Source organism: Streptomyces odontomachicola, assembly GCF_039605595.1.
In the GTDB taxonomy this organism is placed as follows: domain Bacteria; phylum Actinomycetota; class Actinomycetes; order Streptomycetales; family Streptomycetaceae; genus Streptomyces.
The window spans coordinates 175,535-192,604 of the sequence record NZ_JBCFOK010000007.1; the positions used below are offsets into that span (position 1 = coordinate 175,535).

General features: G+C 73.8%; 13 protein-coding genes. 5 read left to right on the forward strand and 8 right to left on the reverse strand.

The window, feature by feature from the left end; genetic code table 11:
* Positions 1-22 precede the first annotated feature (22 nt).
* Positions 23-2,605, forward strand: coding sequence for a malto-oligosyltrehalose synthase (gene treY, locus ABEE00_RS15325; protein ID WP_345746010.1), 2,583 nt, complete (start codon positions 23-25; stop codon positions 2,603-2,605).
* 127 nt (positions 2,606-2,732) lie between these two features.
* On the opposite strand, the gene ABEE00_RS15330 is transcribed toward treY, so the two are convergent.
* On the reverse strand, positions 2,733-3,377 hold the full coding sequence (locus ABEE00_RS15330) for a DUF1707 and FHA domain-containing protein (protein WP_345746011.1): 645 nt from the start codon (positions 3,375-3,377) through the stop codon (positions 2,733-2,735).
* A 461-nt stretch (positions 3,378-3,838) separates the two neighbouring features.
* Between ABEE00_RS15330 and treZ the strand changes: the two genes are divergently transcribed.
* Positions 3,839-5,587, forward strand: a complete 1,749-nt coding sequence (gene treZ, locus ABEE00_RS15335) for a malto-oligosyltrehalose trehalohydrolase (protein ID WP_345746012.1) — start codon at positions 3,839-3,841, stop codon at positions 5,585-5,587.
* 365 nt (positions 5,588-5,952) lie between these two features.
* Here treZ and ABEE00_RS15340 read toward each other — a convergent pair whose 3' ends face one another.
* The 5 genes from ABEE00_RS15340 to ABEE00_RS15360 form a co-directional block, all read right to left on the reverse strand.
* Complete coding sequence (locus ABEE00_RS15340) at positions 5,953-7,896, reverse strand: MFS transporter (RefSeq protein WP_345746198.1); 1,944 nt, start codon at positions 7,894-7,896, stop codon at positions 5,953-5,955.
* 303 nt (positions 7,897-8,199) lie between these two features.
* On the reverse strand, positions 8,200-8,613 hold the full coding sequence (msrB, locus tag ABEE00_RS15345; RefSeq protein WP_345746013.1) for a peptide-methionine (R)-S-oxide reductase MsrB: 414 nt from the start codon (positions 8,611-8,613) through the stop codon (positions 8,200-8,202).
* Positions 8,614-8,633: 20 nt separating this feature from the next.
* Positions 8,634-10,070: a UDP-N-acetylmuramate--L-alanine ligase gene (gene murC / locus ABEE00_RS15350; protein WP_345746014.1), complete on the reverse strand. Its 1,437-nt coding sequence runs from the start codon at positions 10,068-10,070 to the stop codon at positions 8,634-8,636.
* A 164-nt stretch (positions 10,071-10,234) separates the two neighbouring features.
* Positions 10,235-10,702, reverse strand: coding sequence for an indole-3-glycerol phosphate synthase (locus ABEE00_RS15355; RefSeq protein WP_345746015.1), 468 nt, complete (start codon positions 10,700-10,702; stop codon positions 10,235-10,237).
* Positions 10,703-10,832: 130 nt separating this feature from the next.
* Positions 10,833-11,690, reverse strand: a complete 858-nt coding sequence (locus ABEE00_RS15360; RefSeq protein WP_345746016.1) for a pyrimidine reductase family protein — start codon at positions 11,688-11,690, stop codon at positions 10,833-10,835.
* A 57-nt stretch (positions 11,691-11,747) separates the two neighbouring features.
* Here ABEE00_RS15360 and zapE point away from each other — a divergent pair, with 57 nt between their 5' ends.
* Both zapE and ABEE00_RS15370 read left to right on the forward strand, forming a co-directional pair.
* Positions 11,748-12,848, forward strand: coding sequence for a cell division protein ZapE (gene zapE / locus ABEE00_RS15365; RefSeq protein ID WP_451918585.1), 1,101 nt, complete (start codon positions 11,748-11,750; stop codon positions 12,846-12,848).
* A 458-nt stretch (positions 12,849-13,306) separates the two neighbouring features.
* A complete protein-coding gene (locus tag ABEE00_RS15370) occupies positions 13,307-14,680 on the forward strand; it encodes an alkaline phosphatase PhoX (protein WP_345746018.1) in 1,374 nt (457 codons plus the stop codon).
* A 13-nt stretch (positions 14,681-14,693) separates the two neighbouring features.
* Here ABEE00_RS15370 and ABEE00_RS15375 read toward each other — a convergent pair whose 3' ends face one another.
* Both ABEE00_RS15375 and ABEE00_RS15380 read right to left on the reverse strand, forming a co-directional pair.
* Positions 14,694-15,374: an ABC transporter gene (locus ABEE00_RS15375; protein ID WP_345746019.1), complete on the reverse strand. Its 681-nt coding sequence runs from the start codon at positions 15,372-15,374 to the stop codon at positions 14,694-14,696.
* Positions 15,371-16,252 carry an ATP-binding cassette domain-containing protein gene (locus ABEE00_RS15380; RefSeq protein ID WP_451918586.1) on the reverse strand — a complete coding sequence of 294 codons (882 nt, stop codon included), beginning with the start codon at positions 16,250-16,252 and terminating at the stop codon, positions 15,371-15,373. Before ABEE00_RS15380 ends, ABEE00_RS15375 begins: the two co-directional genes overlap by 4 nt.
* A gap of 53 nt (positions 16,253-16,305) precedes the next feature.
* Between ABEE00_RS15380 and ABEE00_RS15385 the strand changes: the two genes are divergently transcribed.
* A complete protein-coding gene (locus ABEE00_RS15385) occupies positions 16,306-17,064 on the forward strand; it encodes a peptidyl-tRNA hydrolase (RefSeq protein WP_345746020.1) in 759 nt (252 codons plus the stop codon).
* The last annotated feature ends 6 nt before the right edge of the window (positions 17,065-17,070 follow it).

Sequence of the window (17,070 nt, forward strand, 5' to 3'; positions counted from 1 at the left end):
GAGCGCGGGTACGTAGGTTCGTATGACGCCGGACGCCCCGCTCCCCGCAGCCGCCCCCACTGCCACCTACCGGCTCCAGCTCCAGCCCGGCTTCCCCTTCGCCGCCGCCGAACGCGCCGTACCCCGGCTCGCCGCCCTGGGCGTCTCGCACCTGCACCTGTCGCCCGTGCTGACCGCCGCGCCCGGTTCGACCCACGGCTACGACGTCACCGATCACACCCGCGTACGCGAGGAGTTGGGCGGCGAGGAGGGCCTGCGCTCCCTGTCCCGCACCGCGCGGTCCCACGGCATGGGCCTGATCCTCGACACGGTCCCGAACCACATGGCGGTCCCCGAGGACCTCCGCGCGAACGCTCCCCTGTGGAGCGTCCTGAGGGAGGGGCCGACCTCGCCGTACGCGCGCTGGTTCGACATCGAGTGGGAAGGCGGCGGCGATACGGAACCGGGCCCGCGACACGAGGGCCCCGCCCCCACGGACACCACCCGCGTCCTCCTCCCCATCCTCGCCGGCCCCCTGGACGAGGAACTCGACCACATGACGGCCCCGGCCCTGTCGGACCCAGCTCTGCCGGACCACGACCCGTCGGCGCCCCAGCCGCCGCCTCCCCCACAGGCGGACCCCCCTCTGTCAGACCCCCATGCCACTCTTCTGTACCGGGGGCGCCCCCTACCCCTACGGGAAAACACCCAAGGGCTCCCCCTCCCCGCCCTCCTCGACGCGCAGCACTACCGGCTCGCCTGGTGGCGTCTCGCCCGCACCGAGCTCAACTACCGCCGTTTCTTCACCATTTCGGAGCTCATCGGCGTGCGGGTCGAGGACCCCGAGGTGTTCGACGCGACCCACGCGACGCTGCTCCGGCTGCTGCGCGAGGGCGTCGCCGACGGGCTGCGCGTCGACCACCCCGACGGGTTGGCGCACCCGGGCCCGTACCTCTCCCGCCTGCGCCGGGAGACCGGCGGCCGCTGGACGGTCGTCGAGAAGATCCTCGCGCGGGACGAGGAGCTGCCGGGCTCCTGGCCGGTCGCCGGGACCACCGGGTACGACGCGCTGCACCGCATCGACGGCGCCTTCCTCGACCCTTACGGGTACGGCGAACTCACCGCGCTCTACGGGCAGTTCACCGGCGCCGACCCTGAGGCGGGCGGCGCGTGGGAGCCCACCGCACGGGCCGCCGCGCGTGACTTCGTACGGCATGAACTCGTCGCCGAGACGGAGCGGCTGACCCGCACCGCGCTGCGGATCGCCGGGGCGGCCGGGCTGCGCGACCACTCGGCCGAGGCGGTACGCACGGCGCTGCGCGAGGTGCTGGTGCGGCTGCCGGTGTACCGGCCGTACGTCGACGTGCCCCCTAAGGGGAACCCCGAGGTGAGTGAGCGGGACGTGGCCCTGGTCGAGGCCGCGGCCGAGGGGGCGCGGGAGGCGTGCGGCGGGGCGGACGAGGTGCGCGCGGTCGACCTCGTACGGGATGCCGCGCTGGGGCGGGAACTGGCGCCGGACGCCGGGGCCCCCGCCCGCGCGGCCGGTGACCGGCGGGACTTCGCCGCCCGCTTCGGGCAGGTCGCGTCGGCGCTGCGCGCCAAGTCCCTTGAGGACACGGCCTTCTACCGGTACGTGCCACTGCTCTCCGCCTGCGAGGTGGGCGGCGAACCCGGGCGGCCCGCCGTGCCGCCCGACGACTTCCACGCGTACTGCGCCGCCCGGCAGCGCGACCACCCCTTCGCCGGCACCGTGCTCTCCACCCACGACACGAAGCGGAGCGCGGACGTACGGGCCGCGATCGCGCTGCTCACCGAGTGCCCCGAGCGCTGGTCGGGCTTCCTCGCCGACCCGTGGACCGACGCGCTCACCGGTCTCGCGCCGGACCGGCACACCGCGTGGACCGCCTGGCAGACGGTCCTCGGCCTGGGCGGCGGCGGTGAACCGGGCCAACTCTCCGGGTGGCTGCTGAAGTCCGTGCGCGAGGCGGGGCTGCGGACGACGTGGACGGAGCGGAACGCGCCGTACGAGGACGAAGCGGAACGCTTCGCTGCCGCCGTCGCTGAGGCGGAGCCGGGGGCGCGGGGGCCGCTGGCCGCGCTGCTGGATTCCCTCGCCCCGTATGTACGGGCCAATGTCCTGGGCATGGCGTTGCTCCAGCTCACCATGCCGGGGGTCCCGGAGGTGTATCAGGGGAGCGAGGGCGTGTACCGGGCGCTGACCGATCCGGACAACCGCGCGCCACTGGGGGAAGGCGACGTCTCGGAGGCGGTCGACGCGTGTGAACTCTCGCGCGAGAAGCAGGAGTTGACCCGCATCGCGCTGCGGCTCCGGAGTTCGCACTCCGAGTGGTTCTCGGACTCCGGCACGTACAGGCCGCTGTACGCGGAGGGCGAGGCGGCGCCGCACTGCCTGGCCTTCACCAGGTCGGAACGTGTGGTCACCGCCGTGACCCGGCTCGGGCTCCGGCTGCACGCGGCGGGCGGCTGGCGCGACACGCGGCTGCCGCTGCCGGAGGGGCGGTGGCGCGATGTCCTCTCCGGGCGCCCCGTAGGGGGTGCGGGCGGATGTGCGGTGGCCGGGCTGTTCGCCGATGGGCCGGTGGCGTTGCTCGTGCGGGACCCGTAAGGGCTGCGCCCTTACGGGTTCGGCCCCGTAGGGGTTCTCCCGTACGGGGCCACGTACTCAGCGATGCCGCTGGGGTCCGAACCGCGGGACCCCGGAATCGCAGAACCCCGGAACCGCGGAACGCCGCCTACTGTGGCGGGCGTTGGGGCGGCGGCGGGACCGCCGGCGGAGTCGTCGGGGTCGCCGGAGGGGTCGTGGACTGGGGCGGCGGCGCCGCGTGCCAGTCCGGTTCGCCCAGGCGGAAGCCGACCTGCCCGAACCTCACCTGGTCCCCCGGCCGCACGCGCACCGAGCCCGTCACGCGGCTCCCGTTCACCCACGTACCGTTGCTCGACCCCAGATCGCGCAGCGACCAGCCGTTCTCCGTGGTCCGGAGCTGCGCGTGTATGCGCGAGACCGTGTAGTGCGTGAGCCGCAGCATCGAACCGGGGGCGCGGCCGATGCTGAACGGGTACGGGCCGGGGCGCGGCAGCAGCAGCTCCGGCAGCCGCTCCGCCTGCCACGCCCTGCGCAGCGCGCCGGGGAACGCCGACACCTTCCCGATCGCCTGCGTCAGCCAGCCGCTGTTGCGCTGCCTGGGCTCCTGGAGGTCGTACAGCACGGCGTGCAGCTCGCCCTGCCACTGGGCGCGCAGCACCACATCCATCCGGCGCATGAACGTGTCCTGGGACAGCCGCCCTTGGGCCGCCCCCTCCCTCAGCACGTCGAGCGCACGGTCCCGCTCCGCATCGGACAGCCGCGGCGGATTACCGCTGAATTCGATCGACGTCATGCGGACGATTCTCCGCAGCGTACGAGCGGGTGTCCAGGCGGGGTGGGGTTCGGTAGCCGAACAATGACACGTGACCGGCCAAGCGCGCCTCGCGTCTCCGCGGATAGCGATGTCACCGCCGACCGCTTCCGCTGTGGGTGACTTCCCGCTGCGGCGGGATGTGGGTGTGTGGTTGCGCCCGACTTGCGAGTGACGGCCCGCCCTACGACGCTCCGCGCCTCCGGCCGGGCCTCCGCCCGGTCTGCGGCGTCCCCGGAGAGCCGCGTACGAGCCGTCGCGCCGGGGCTGTGGTTCCGCACCCCGCGCCTCGCTGCGGGCCTCCGCTCCCGCCGCCGCACCCGCCCAGCCACGCACCCACCCGGGGCCCGGGGCGCAGCCCCGGTGAAAAAGGGGCAATCACGCGGCGCCCCGTAGCGCAAGGCGACCAGCGCAGGGCGGGGGCGTGGCGCAAAATGGGCCGTATGCAATTCGAGGTGTGGGCCCCCGAAGCGACGGACGTCACGCTGCACTTGGAGCGCGGCCCCACCCACCCCATGGCCCCCGACCCGCACCGCCCCGGCTGGTGGACAGCGGAGGCCGACGCCACCCCGGGCGACCGCTACGGCTTCGCCCTGGACGGCGGCCCCCCGCTCCCCGACCCCCGCTCCCGCCGCCAGCCGGACGGCCCGGACGGCCTCAGCGCGGTGACCCCGTGCCCCTCCACGTACACCTGGCGGCACCCGTGGCGCGGCCGCGCCCTCCCCGGCGCCGTCCTCTACGAGCTGCACGTCGGCACCTTCACCGAGGAGGGCACCTTCGACGCGGCGGCCGAACGCCTCGGCCACCTCGCCGACTTGGGCGTGACGCACGTCGAACTGATGCCGGTCTGCCCGTTCCCCGGCCGGCACGGCTGGGGGTACGAGGGCGTGTCCCTGTGGGCCGTGCACGAACCGTACGGCGGCCCCGACGGACTCCGCCGCTTCGTGGACGCGGCACACGGCCACGGCCTCGGCGTCGTACTGGACGTGGTGCACAACCACCTGGGCCCCTCGGGCAACCATCTGCCCGCCTTCGGCCCGTACTTCACCGACACGCACCGCACCCCGTGGGGCGCGGCCGTCAACCTCGACGCGCCCGGCTCGGACGAGGTGCGCGCCTACCTCATCGGCAGCGCGCTCGCCTTCCTGCGCGACTTCCACCTGGACGGGCTGCGCCTGGACGCCGTGCACGCGCTCGCCGACACCCGCGCCGACCACTTCCTCGCCGCGCTCTCGCGCGCCGTGGACGCGATGGCCGCGCACACCGGCAGGCCGCTGTTCCTGATCGCCGAGTCCGACCTGAACGATCCGCGTACGACGGCGCCGCGCACCGTGCACGGGCACGGCCTGCACGCCCAGTGGAACGACGACTTCCACCACGCGCTGCACGCCGCGCTGACCGGCGAGTCCCAGGGGTATTACGCGGACTTCGCGCGCGAACCGCTGTACGCCCTGCGCAAGACGCTGACCGGCGCGTTCTTCCACGACGGTACGTACTCCTCGTTCCGCGGCCGTGAACACGGGCGGGCCGTGGACACCTCGCTCGCGCCCGTTCCCGCGCACCGCTTCCTGGCGTACGCGCAGACCCACGACCAGATCGGCAACCGCGCCCAGGGCGACCGCCTGTCCGCCTCGCTCTCCCCAGGACTGCTGGGCTGCGCGGCGGCGCTGGTGCTGCTGGCACCGGGGACGCCGATGCTGTTCATGGGCGAGGAGTGGGGGGCGTCCACGCCGTGGCAGTTCTTCACCGACCATACGGACGCGGAGCTGGCGAAGGCGGTACGGGAGGGGAGGCGGCGGGAGTTCGCGGCGCATGGGTGGGCGGAGTCGGAGATCCCCGATCCGCAGGATCCCGCGACTCGGCGCCGCTCGTGTCTCGACTGGTCCGAGGTCGAACGTACGCCGCACGCGCGGCTGTTGGCGTGGCATCGGCGGATGGTCGCGCTGCGGCATGAGCATCCTGTGCTGGCGCATACGCCGCTGGGGGAAGCGGAAGTGGGGTACGACGCCGACGCGCGGTGGCTGTTGCTGCGCAACGGGCCGCTGCACGTCGCGGTGAACTTCGGCGCGGCGCCGGCTGCCGTTCCCCTGCCCGCGGGGGACCTCGCGCTCTTGGCCGCGTGGTCCCCCGGCACGGCGGTGACCGGCGACGTGCTCCAACTCCCTCCGGAATCCGCAGCGATCCTCCGCTGACCGGGGCTCCGCCCCGGGCCCCGTTGGTGCGGGGGCGCTGACGCTGGGGGCTGCGGTCCGCTGTGCCCACCCGTTCCGCCCCGACGGAACGATGGCCCACAGCTAGTGGGGGGGGGAGGCGGGCGGCAGAAGCGGAGGCCCGCAGCGAGTCGCGGGGTGCGGAACCACAGACCCGGCGTGACGGCTCGTACGCAATCCGGGGACGCCGCAGACCGGGCGGAGGCCCGACCGGGGGCGCGGAGCGTCTCCGGGCGGGCCGTAACTCACAAAGTCGGGCGCAACCACCCACCCACATCCCGCCGCAGCGGCAAGCAACCAAAAGCGCACCCGACCGGCGGTCACGACGCAACGCTCAACACGCGCGCTCAAACCAACCGGAGCACGTGCCCCTCCACATCGGCCCCCCGCAGCGAAACCGGCTCGCTCACTGGGCCGAATCCGCCCGCGACGATCGTGTACTCCCCCTCCGGCACTCCGGTGAAGTCGTAGCCGCCGTCCTCCCCCGTGACCCCGCTCGCCACCGTTTCGCCGTTCGCGTCGAGGAGGGTGACCCGCGCCTCGGCCAACGGGCGCCCGCCACGCGCCCGTACGGTCCCCCGCACCCGCGTGCCCGCGGGCCGCAGCAGGATGTCGTAGCGCCCGCCCCGGGGCTCCGGCGCGCCGAACGGCGTGGCCTTCGGCAGATGCCCCGGCGCCGACCCGACCAGCACCGCCCCCGCGCGCCCGCGCCCGCCCTCGGGCAGCGCCAGCGCATAGGAGCCGTCAGCCTCGGTCCGTACGACACCGAGCTGACGCCCACCGTGATCGACAAGCGTGACGCTCGCGCCGGCCAGCGGCTCCCCGTCCGCACCCCGCACATGCCCGCGCAGCGAGGCGAGATCAGCCTCCGCGACCGGCTGCTCGACCACGGGCGCACCCGGAGACGCAACCGCAGGCGCGGCAACCCGCGAGGCCGCGGCCCCACGCCCCGGCAGGAACGCGGCGATGACCAGCCCCAGCACCGCGGCCCCCGCAGCGATCAGAAACGCCGTACGGAACCCGTCGAGACCGGGCACGGACGAACCCCGGAACCCCACCGTCATGTTCGCCAGCACCACACCGATCACGGCGCTCGACGTGGACGTGCCGATGGAACGCATCAGCGTGTTCAGCCCGTTGGCCGCGCCGGACTCGGACGGGTCGACCGCGCCGATGATGAGCGCGGGCATCGCGGAGTACGCGATCCCGATGCCGATGCCCACCAGCACCGAGGTGACGACCACCTGCCACACGGCGCCCATCAGCGCCATGCCGGACAGGTACGCGACGGCGAGCAGCACGAGCCCCGTCATCAGCGAGGTCTTGGGCCCGCGCGCGGCGGACAGCCGCGCGGACAGCGAGGAGACGAGCATCATCGCGACGCCCATCGGCGCGATGCAGAGCCCGGCGACGACCATGGACTGCCCGAGCCCGTACCCGGTCGCGCGCGGCAGTTGCAGTAGCTGCGGCAGCACCAGCGTCAGCGCGTAGAAGGCCAGCCCGACGGCGATGGAGGCCAGGTTGGTCAGCAGGACCTGGCGGCGCGCGGTCGTACGGAGGTCGACCAGCGGGTCCCTGACCCGCAGCTCCAGCACGCCCCACAGCAGGAAGATCACCACGGCCGCGCCGAACATGCCCAGCGTGAGCCCGCTGCCCCAGCCCCAGTCGCCGCCCTTGGAGACCGGCAGCAGCAGGGCGACGAGCCCGGCGGACAGCCCGAGCGCGCCGAGCACGTCGAAGCGCCCGGGCGTGCGCACCCGGGACTCCGGTACGAGCGCGAGCACCAGCAGCATGGCCACCGCGCCGAGCCCGGCCGCGCCGAAGAACAGCGCGTGCCAGTCGGTGTGCTGGGCCACGTACGCGGCGAGGGGCATGCCCAGCGCGCCGCCCACGCCCAGCGAGGAACTCATGAACGCCATGGCGGAGCCCAGCCGTTCGGGCGGCAGCTCGTCGCGCATGATGCTGATGCCCAGCGGAATGGCGCCCATCGCGAAGCCCTGGAGGGCGCGCCCCGCGACCATCGGCACGAGCGAGGAGGTGAAGCCGCAGACCAGCGACCCGAGCACCATGAGCCCGAGGCTGACGAGGATGAAGCGGCGCTTTCCGTACAGGTCGCCGAGCCGGCCCATGATGGGCGTGGCCACGGCGCCGGACAGCAGCGTCGCGGTGATCACCCAGGCGGCGTTGGAGGTCGCCGTGGACAGCAGCTGCGGCAGCTTGGCGACGACCGGCACCAGCAGGGTCTGCATGACCGCGACGGAGATGCCGCCGAAGGCGAGCACCGGAACCATCGCGCGGCCCGCACGGCCCGGCTGCTCTCCCGCGGCAGCCGCGCCCTGGGAGCCGTCGACTCCGCTGGGTGCGGCGGGTATTCGCGAGGGCGATTCGGACGGGGACGGAACGGCGGTTCTCGCCTGCGCCATGAGCAGAGCCTCCGGGGACGGGGACGGGTCGGACCGATTGGGTGCAGCGTACAAACGAACTGCCGCCGCACCACCGGATATTCCGCGGGCCGAGATCCCCTCTCACGCACAACGCCCCGCCCCTCCCGTCGGGAGGGGCGGGGCGGTCACGCGAAAAACCCTTGGGAGCCCTTAGGAGGAGGAGCCCTCCGGCTCCAGCCGCAGCGAGATCGAATTGATGCAATACCGCTGGTCGGTCGGCGTCCCGTAGCCCTCGCCCTCGAAGACGTGGCCCAGGTGCGAGCCGCAGGAAGCGCACCGCACCTCGGTGCGGACCATGCCCATCGAGCGGTCCTCGATCAGCTCGACCGCGTCGGAGTCGGCCGGGTCGTAGAAGCTGGGCCAGCCGCAGTGCGAGGCGAACTTCGTGGTGGAGCGGAAGAGTTCGGCCCCGCAGGCGCGGCAGTTGTAGACGCCCGTCGTCTCGGTGTCGGTGTATTCGCCGGTGAAGGGGCGCTCGGTGCCGGCCTCGCGGAGCACGTGGTACTCCGCGGGCGTCAGCTCGGCGCGCCACTGCTCGTCCGGCTTGTCCTTCTCGTAGCCCATCTCGGTGCCGTCCCCTTCTCCTACTTGCCGTCCGTCGCCGCGAGGCGGGCGAGGATCTCGGGACCGAGGTCGGTGACATCGCCCGCGCCCATGGTGAGAACGAAATCGCCCGGGCGTGCCATTCCGGCGACCAGCTCCGGGGCCTCCTCGCGGGAGGTGGCGTGCCGCACATCGGCGCCGGCCGCGACCGCGGCGTCCACGATGAGGGCGCTGGTGATGCCCGGGATCGGGTCCTCGCGCGCCGGGTAGATGCCGAGCACGGCCGAGGCGTCGGCGAGCGCCAGTGCCTCGCCCATCTCGGTGCCCAGCTCCTGGGTGCGGGAGAAGAGGTGCGGCTGGAAGAGCACCAGCACACGGCCCTCGCCCGCGCCTCCGCGGATGGCCTCCAGGTCGGCGGTCATCTCGGTGGGGTGGTGCGCGTAGGAGTCGATGACCTGCACGCCGCGCTCCTCGCCCTTGAGCTGGAGGCGGCGGCGCACCCCGGTGTAGGTGCCGAGCGCGGTGGCCAGCTCGCCCGCCGGGACGTCCATGGCGGTGCCGGCGGTGAGCGCGGCGACCGCGTTCAGCGCGTAGTGACGGCCTGGCACGGAGACGCCGAAGGTCAGCTCCTCGCCGTACGCCAGCCGCACGGTGACCTCGCTGGCCAGGCCCTGCGGGCTGATCTTCAGCACGCGTACGTCGGCGTCCTCGGCCTCGCCGTAGGTGAGGATGTGCGGGGCGCTCCCGCTCGCGCGCAGCCGCCGGGTGTACTCGCGCGCGCCCTCGTGGTCGGCGGACACGACCAGCGTGCCGCCCTCCCGCAGCCGCCCGGCGAAGATCTCGAAGGACTCGTGGATCTCGTCCATGGAGGCGTAGTTGGCGTGGTGGTCGAGCTCCACGTTGAGCACGATCGCCACCTCGGGCGCGTACTTGTGGAAGCTGCGGTCGCTCTCGTCCGCCTCGGCGACGAAGATCTCGCCGACGCCGTGGTGCGCGTTGGAGCCGGGCTCGTCCAGGTCGCCGCCGATCGCGTACGAGGGGTCGAGGCCGAGGGCGCCGAGGCTGACCGCCAGCATCGAGGTGGTGGTGGTCTTGCCGTGCGTGCCGGCGACGGCGAGCGGCCGCAGCCCCTCCATCAGCGCGGCCAGCGCGTCGGAGCGGTGCACCACGGGCAGCCCGCGCTCCTTGGCCGCGGCCAGCTCGGGGTTGTCCTCGCGGATGGCGCTGGAGACCACGACGGCGGTGGCGTCCTGCGCGAGATGCCCGGCCTCGTGCCCGATGTGCACCGTCACCCCGAGGCCGCGCAGCGCGGTGGCGGTCGCCGAGTCCCGCGCGTCGCTGCCCGCCACGCGGGCGCCGCGCTGCGCGAGGATCTTGGCGATGCCGGACATTCCCGCTCCGCCGATGCCGATGAAGTGCGGCCGCTCCAGATCGGCCGGTACGCCCCGGTGCTCGGGGGAGGGCGAGGCTGCTGCCATGCGGGAACTCAACTCCAGGACTCTGCGGATTCGGGGCGCGGGACACGCCGGCCCCAACCTTATGCGGTGGTACGGACGGCGTACGGGGCCCGGTACACAGGTACCCGGGGTCCGCGCCGCCCGCCGCGTGCCGCCCGGGCCGCGCGCCCCGTACGCCCCTTCGCTCAGTCGGTGTGCGCGAACAGCTTGAGCACCGGTACGCCCACCTTGTGCCGCGCGCGCGAGGCCCAGTCGCGGTGGAAGAACTCCTCCACCAGGTGCGGGGCCGTCAGCACGATCACCTCGTCGGCGCCCGACTCCTCCACCACGGACTTCAGCACGTCCAGCGGGTGATTCTGGATCACCTGTCCGACGGCCTCGGCGCCGGTGTCCCGCAGCACCTTCAGCGAGTGCTCCAGCGCGCGCTCGGCCGGCTGCAGCGCCTCTCCGCCCTCCGGTTCGTCGCCCTCCTCGACGGCCTCGCCCAGCTCGCCGAGCGCCACGTCGTCCAGGGCGCGCAGCAGCCTGTCCTGGTCACCGCGTGGCTGCATCAGCACGACGAAGGACACGTGCTCGTCACCGTGCAGGGTGGTGACGAGCTCCACGTCGGCGGACACCAGCGGCTTCTCGATCATCAACACGGTCGTGAACACGACGGGTGCCCTTCTTCCCAGCGGGGCCCGAAGCCCCGACAGAAACCATCCTGCCCCGTGGGTCGCACGGGGCCTGCGCCTGACAGCATGCCCAACAGAGGCTAAGCGGAACGTCTTATTCCGTTCATTGTCAGCTCCGACGGTATCGAGTGAAGAGAAAACCGGCCTCCTCCAGTACCCCGTCGAGCCGGAAGTCCACAGGCGTCTCGATCCCGGGGCCGTTCACGATGCGCGCAGCGTCACCCGAAGTCAGGCGCGGGGCAAGGGTCATGCAGAGTTCGTCCAGCGCACGCGCGTACACCAGCTGCCCCAGAAGGCGCGGCCCGCCCTCGGTGAGCAGCCGCCGCAGACCGCGCTCCGCGAGGGCTCCGGGGATGCGCGCGGGGTCCACCGCGGCGCCCTCCCCGGCGAACACGACGTCGGCGCCGGACTCCCTGGCAGCGGCCACCCGGTCCTGCGGGGCGCCGGCGCCGGTGACCACCAGGGTCGGCACCAGCGGGGCCGTGAACAGCGGAAGCGTGAAGTCCAGATCCAGGCTCGCGCTCACCACGGCGATGGCCGGAGCGGGCCCCTGCCCCGCCGCGGCCCGCCGCTCGGCGAACGCCTCCCGGGCGCGGGCGGGCCGGTAGCCCTCCTGACGCACCGTCTGCGCGCCCACCACCACCGCGTCGGCGAGGCCCCGCAGCACCCCGAAGATCCGCATGTCGGCGTCGGAGGACAGCGGCTGCGATCGCCCGTCGTGGTGGGCCGCACCGTCCAGTGAGGACACCATGTTCGCGCGCAGCCAGGGTGCGCCGTTCTCGTCAGTCGCGGTACGCGGATAGGCGTACTCCTCGGCGAGCGCGTCCAGGCTCCAGCGCTCCCCCGCCTCCGCTTCCCGCGCCGGGTCGTGCGTTCCGGAGTCATGCGCCCCGGATGGGCCGGAAGTGTTCGAAGTGCTGTTTGTGACGAATACAGGAGATGCACCAGATGGGAACAGACGTTGCATGCAGCGCAGTGTGGCACGGCACACGGGCCCGGCGGCGGCTGGTCAGCGGCAACTACCATGAGGGGCGTGTCGACCTCCCCCGCTCAGATATCCAGCACCGCCGAAGCGACCCCGCAGTCCCTGTGCGCCCGCGAGCCCCATGTGCCCGCGGAGCGCCTGGTCGCCGAGATGGTGCCGCCGCCGCGCTTCCAGTCCGCCCGCTTCGACACGTACATACCTGACCCCCAGCAGCCCAGTCAGGCCGAGGCCGTGCGGGTGCTCGGCGGCTTCGCCGACGGGCTCGGCGGGGCGACGGCCTCCGGCGGGGGCGGCAAGGGGGGACTGGGGCGGCTGTTCCGCAGGGCCCCGAAGAGCGCGGCGCCGAGCGGGCCGCGCGGCGTCTACCTCGACGGCGGCTACGGCGTCGGCAAGACCCACCTCCTCGCCTCGCTCTGGCACGCGACCCCCGCTGCGCCCGAGCTGAAGGCGTTCGGCACCTTCGTGGAGCTGACCAACCTGGTCGGCGCGCTCGGCTTCCAGCAGACCGTGCGCACGCTGTCGGACCACCGGCTGCTGTGCATCGACGAGTTCGAACTCGACGACCCCGGCGACACGGTGCTCGTCTCCTCGCTGCTCTCCCGCCTGGTCGAGCAGGGCGTGGCGCTGGCGGCCACCTCCAACACGCTGCCGGGCAAGCTGGGCGAGGGCCGGTTCGCCGCTGCCGACTTCCTGCGCGAGATCCAGGGCCTCGCGGCGCACTTCCGCACGCTGCGCATCGACGGCGAGGACTACCGGCACCGCGGGCTGCCCGAGGCGCCGGCGCCGCGCAGCGACGAGGAGGTCACCAAGGCCGCGTACGCGCGGGAGGGGGCGACGCTGGACGACTTCCCCGCGCTCCTCGACCACCTCGCGAAGGTGCACCCCAGCCGGTACGGGGCGCTCACGGAGGGCATCTCCACGGTCTGCCTCACCGGGGTACGCCCGGTGCCCGACCAGTCGACGGCGCTGCGCCTGGTGGTGCTGGCGGACCGGCTGTACGACCGCGAGATACCCGTGCTGACCTCCGGCGTTCCCTTCGACGAGCTGTTCTCGGAGGAGATGCTGAAGGGCGGCTACCGCAAGAAGTACTTCCGAGCGATCTCGCGCCTGACGGCGCTGTCCCGCGACGCCCACGGCTAACGCCGCGGGCCCTTCCCCTTCGCGCTAGGGGCACGCCCCCGCTGCTTTCTTCCGCGCCGCTTCGCCTGGAAGCCTCTCCCGCCGCAGCGGAGAGCGCCCCGAGCGGCACCCGCCGGCGGCCTCAGCGCAAGCCGCGCTCTCACCGCCGCCCAGCCCCGCCGGCCGACTTCCCGCTGCGGCGGGAAAGGGGGGGTGGGGCCACCGCGCCCGGCGGGAAAGGGGACCGGCCGCCCGCGCCCGGCGGGAGCCATCGTTGTCCGCCGCAGCGGAAAGCGATCAACAGCGGCGGCCGTCCGCGGTCTCGGCGCGGGCCGCCCGCACGCGGTCGGTGTCTGCGGGCGCGAAGCGCCCCACGCACGCGCGTAGAAACCAAACGCACGGGCGTATCCGCCCCTGCGCGGCCGTGGTACACACACCTGGTCACCTGTCCGGTTATGCGGAATTCAGGGAGCTGGGTCATGTCGACGACGCGACGTCAGGTATTGGCTGGGTCGGGTGCCTTGGGCGTGGGCATCGCGTTCTCCGGGGCGATCCCCGAGCTGTTCTCGGGGACGGCCGCCGCACAGGGCACCGGCGGGGCCTCCGGGTACGGGCCGCTCGTGCCGGATCCGAAGGGCGTGCTCGACCTGCCGAAGGGGTTCAGATACCGCATCCTCTCGCGCGAGGGGGAGCAACTCCGCAGCGGCGAGGGCAAGGTGCCCAGCCACCACGACGGCATGGCCGCCTTCCGGGGTACGAGGGAAGGCCGCACGTGGCTCGTGCGCAATCACGAGAACCGCATGGACGCCAAGGTCCCCGTCCCCACGGTGAAGGGGCTGACCTACGACCCGGAGGCCAAGGGCGGCTGCACGGCCCTGGAGGTCGACGGCCGCGGCGAACTGCTCCGGGAACGCGTGGCCATCGCCGGCACCTCCACCAACTGCGCGGGCGGGCCCAGCCCTTGGGGCACGTGGCTGACCTGCGAGGAGACCGAGTTCCGAGCCGGTGAGGAGGGGTACACCAAGGACCACGGCTTCATCTTCGAGGTGGGGTATTCGCGGCGCAGACCCACCTCCGTCGAACCGCTCACCGCGATGGGCCGCTTCCAGCACGAGGCGGTGGCCTTCGACCCGCGTACCGGCGTGGTGTACGAGACGGAGGACGCGTTCGACAAGCCCTTCGGGCTCTTCTACCGCTTCCTGCCGGAGAAGCCCAACGGCGGCCACGGCTCCCTGCACGCGGGCGGCGAACTGCAGGCCATGCGGGTGCCGGGCGTGCCCGACCTGTCGGTGGTGCAGGAGACGGGCAAGTCCTTCACCGGCATCGAGTGGGTGAAGGTCCCCGATCCGCTGGCCAAGGAGACCCCCGTACGGTTCCAGGACTTCGGTAAGGGCGGCATCACGCACGCGCAGAAGCTGGAGGGCTGCTACTGGGGCGGCAGCTGCGTGTACTTCGTGTCCAGCTACGCGAAGACCAAGGAGGGCTCGAAGGCGGACCACTTCGGGCAGATCTGGCGGTACGAGCCGCGGAGCCGCCGCCTCACCCTGGTGATCGTCTTCGGCCCCGACACCGACGTGCAGCTACCCGGCGACGAGCCGGACAACATCACGCTCGCGCCCTCCGGCGGCCTGATGGTGTGCGAGGACGGCGAGGGCGCGCAGCACGTCTTCGGGGTGACCCGGCGCGGCACGGTCTACCCGATGGCGCGCGGGCGGCAGAACATCGGCACCCCGGAGAAGCCGGAGTGGGGCGAGTTCGCGGGCGTCACCTTCTCGCCCGACCAGCGCACGATGTTCGTGAACTGCTATACGCCGGGCACGACCTTCGCCGTGACCGGACCCTGGCGGCACTGACCGGCGCCCCGCTTCACGGCGTACGCCTCCCCGCCGGCGCGCAGGCGACCGCCGCGCACGCGGCGAACGCGAGGACCCCGGCCGCGCACGGCGCCCAGGGCACGGCGACCGTACCGTCACGGGACCCCGTGACCAGGCCGCTCACCGCCGCGTTGGCGGGCGAGGCGCCGGAGACCAGCACCAGCAGGACCGCGAGCAGCATGGCCGGGACCGCGCGCCCGGTGCTGCGCAGCAGCGGCCTGCTGCACAGGGCGCCGACGGCGGCGCCGAGGAGTACGCAGGTCAGCGCGGCGACCAGGCCCGCGCACGCGGCGCCGGGCAAGGACACGGGCGTGCGGTGGTCATTGGTGTGCGGGTCGCAGACGGCCAGCACGCCGGCGGTCCCCGCGAGGGCGCACACCGAGGCGGCGGCCGCGGCGGTGAGCACCGAGGACAGGTGCACCCGCCGCGGCCCCGCTGCGGCGGCGAGGACGTGCCGCGCCGCCTCGGGTTCGGCGGTCACGCAGATCCGCACCAGCCAGGCGGTCACCGGCAGGAGGACGGCGGCCGCATAGCCGAGCGAGTCGAGCACGGGCTGCCCCCACTGCACGGCGACGACCAGCAGGGCCGCGTACAGCAGCAGCGGCGGGAGCCAGCGCTGCGAGCGGAGCAGTAGCGCGAAGTGGTAACCGACCAGCGCGGCAAGGGTGTTCACGCCCGGCCCCCTTCTCGCGTGCGCGTGACCGTACGGACGTGCCACGGCGGCCGCGCGGTGAGCAGCGCCCGCAGCACCGCGTCCGAGAACGGCTCGGGCGCGGTCAGCCGCAGCGTGCCCCCTGGCCCGTGCTCGGCCTCCGTACCGCCCGGCAGCGGCGGCGGATCTGCGCCCGGCGGGCCCTCGGCTTCGATCACGACGGCGGGTGCGGCCTGCGACTGCTGCGGGGGTACGGGCCGTACGGGGACGAGCGCGGCGTCCGTCACCCGGTACGCGGCGTCCGCCCTCCCCGCGAGGCGGCGGGGGTCGTGGTCGACGAAGGCGACGGTGCCGCCGTCGGTGACGCGTTCCGCGACGGCGCGGTCGAGTTCGGCGCGGGCGGCCGCGTCCAGGCCCGTCCACGCCTCGTCCAGCACCAGCAGCCCGGGGCGCGCCAGCAGTGCCTGGGCCACCGCGACCTTCTGGCTGCTGCCCTTGGAGAGCCGGTCCATCCGGGTGCCCGCGAACCGCCCGGCCCCGAACCGCTCCAGCCACTCCCCCGCCGCCCGCGCCGCCTCGGCCCTGTCCAGCCCGTGCACCCTGGCCAGCCGGGTCAGATAGCGCCGCGCGGTGAGCGGCAGCGCGGCCGGGAACCGCTCCGGTACGTAGCCGCAGCGCGGGCGCCCGGTGATCCGCCCGGCGCTGGGCGCGTCCACCCCGGCGAGCAGCCGCAGCAGGGTGGACTTGCCGCCCCCGTTGGCGCCCTCGAAGCGGAGCAGCGCGCCCTCCGGCAGCGCGAGGTCGACGTCGCGCAGCACCCAGGGCCCGGCGGCTCCGTACCGGCGCCCGACCCCGCGCAGTCTCATGGGCGTGCTCACGGCTCTCATGGGCGTGCTCATGGGCTTGGACCCTAGCGGAACGGGCGTGCCGGGCCCGGTGGGAAACTGGACACGTGAACGAGTCACCGACCCCCGCCGACCAGAGCCCCGCTGACCAGGGCTCCGCCGCCCAGGACCCCACCGCGTACTCCGCGCGGGAGGCCGCAGAGGACGCCGCCTCCCGCTATGTGCTGCCCCTGGTGGTGCGCATAGAGCGCGCCGCGCCGCCCGCCCGTACCGACGCGCTGGAGACCGCGGCGCGCGCCGTGCTGACGCTGCTCGCCGACGAGCGCAGCACCGAGGACGACGGCGCCTGGGCGAAGACGGTGCGGCTGTGGGAGGAGCGCGGCATCCGGAAGGTGGTGCGGCGGGCGCGCGGCGCCGAGTGGCGGCGCGCCGAGGCGCTGCCGGGGATCACGGTGCGCGGGAAGACGGCGGAGGTGCGGGTCTTCCCGCCGGTGCCCCTGGACGGCTGGCCCAAGGACCTGGCCAGGCTCCAGGTCTCGGGCACCGACCTGGAGGACCCGGAGCCGCCGGCCGCGCCCGAGCCCGGCGCCCCGGTGCTGTGGCTCAACCCGGAGCTGGAGATGTCGGCCGGCAAGACGATGGCGCAGGCCGGGCACGGCGCGCAGCTCGCCTGGTGGGAGCTGGACGGGGACGCGCGGGCCGCCTGGCGCGAGGCCGGGTTCCCGCTCGCGGTGCGCTCGGCCGGCACCGAGCGCTGGGCCGGACTCACCGCGTCGGGGCTGCCGTTGGTGAAGGACGCGGGCTTCACGGAGATCGCGCCCGGGTCCTGCACGGTCGCCGCGTACCACCCTCACATCCGCCTCTGAACCGCA

Excerpts from the sequence above, each read along its gene's own strand:
- treY (WP_345746010.1), top strand. The coding sequence starts at position 23 with ATGACGCCGGACGCCCCGCTCCCCGCAGCCGCCCCCACTGCCACCTAC.
- ABEE00_RS15330 (WP_345746011.1), bottom strand. The coding sequence starts at position 3,377 with ATGACGTCGATCGAATTCAGCGGTAATCCGCCGCGGCTGTCCGATGCG.
- treZ (WP_345746012.1), top strand. The coding sequence starts at position 3,839 with ATGCAATTCGAGGTGTGGGCCCCCGAAGCGACGGACGTCACGCTGCAC.
- ABEE00_RS15340 (WP_345746198.1), bottom strand. The coding sequence starts at position 7,896 with ATGGTTCCGGTGCTCGCCTTCGGCGGCATCTCCGTCGCGGTCATGCAG.
- msrB (WP_345746013.1), bottom strand. The coding sequence starts at position 8,613 with ATGGGCTACGAGAAGGACAAGCCGGACGAGCAGTGGCGCGCCGAGCTG.
- murC (WP_345746014.1), bottom strand. The coding sequence starts at position 10,070 with ATGGCAGCAGCCTCGCCCTCCCCCGAGCACCGGGGCGTACCGGCCGAT.
- ABEE00_RS15360 (WP_345746016.1), bottom strand. The coding sequence starts at position 11,690 with ATGCAACGTCTGTTCCCATCTGGTGCATCTCCTGTATTCGTCACAAAC.
- zapE (WP_451918585.1), top strand. The coding sequence starts at position 11,748 with ATGAGGGGCGTGTCGACCTCCCCCGCTCAGATATCCAGCACCGCCGAA.
- ABEE00_RS15370 (WP_345746018.1), top strand. The coding sequence starts at position 13,307 with ATGTCGACGACGCGACGTCAGGTATTGGCTGGGTCGGGTGCCTTGGGC.
- ABEE00_RS15380 (WP_451918586.1), bottom strand. The coding sequence starts at position 16,252 with ATGAGCACGCCCATGAGAGCCGTGAGCACGCCCATGAGACTGCGCGGG.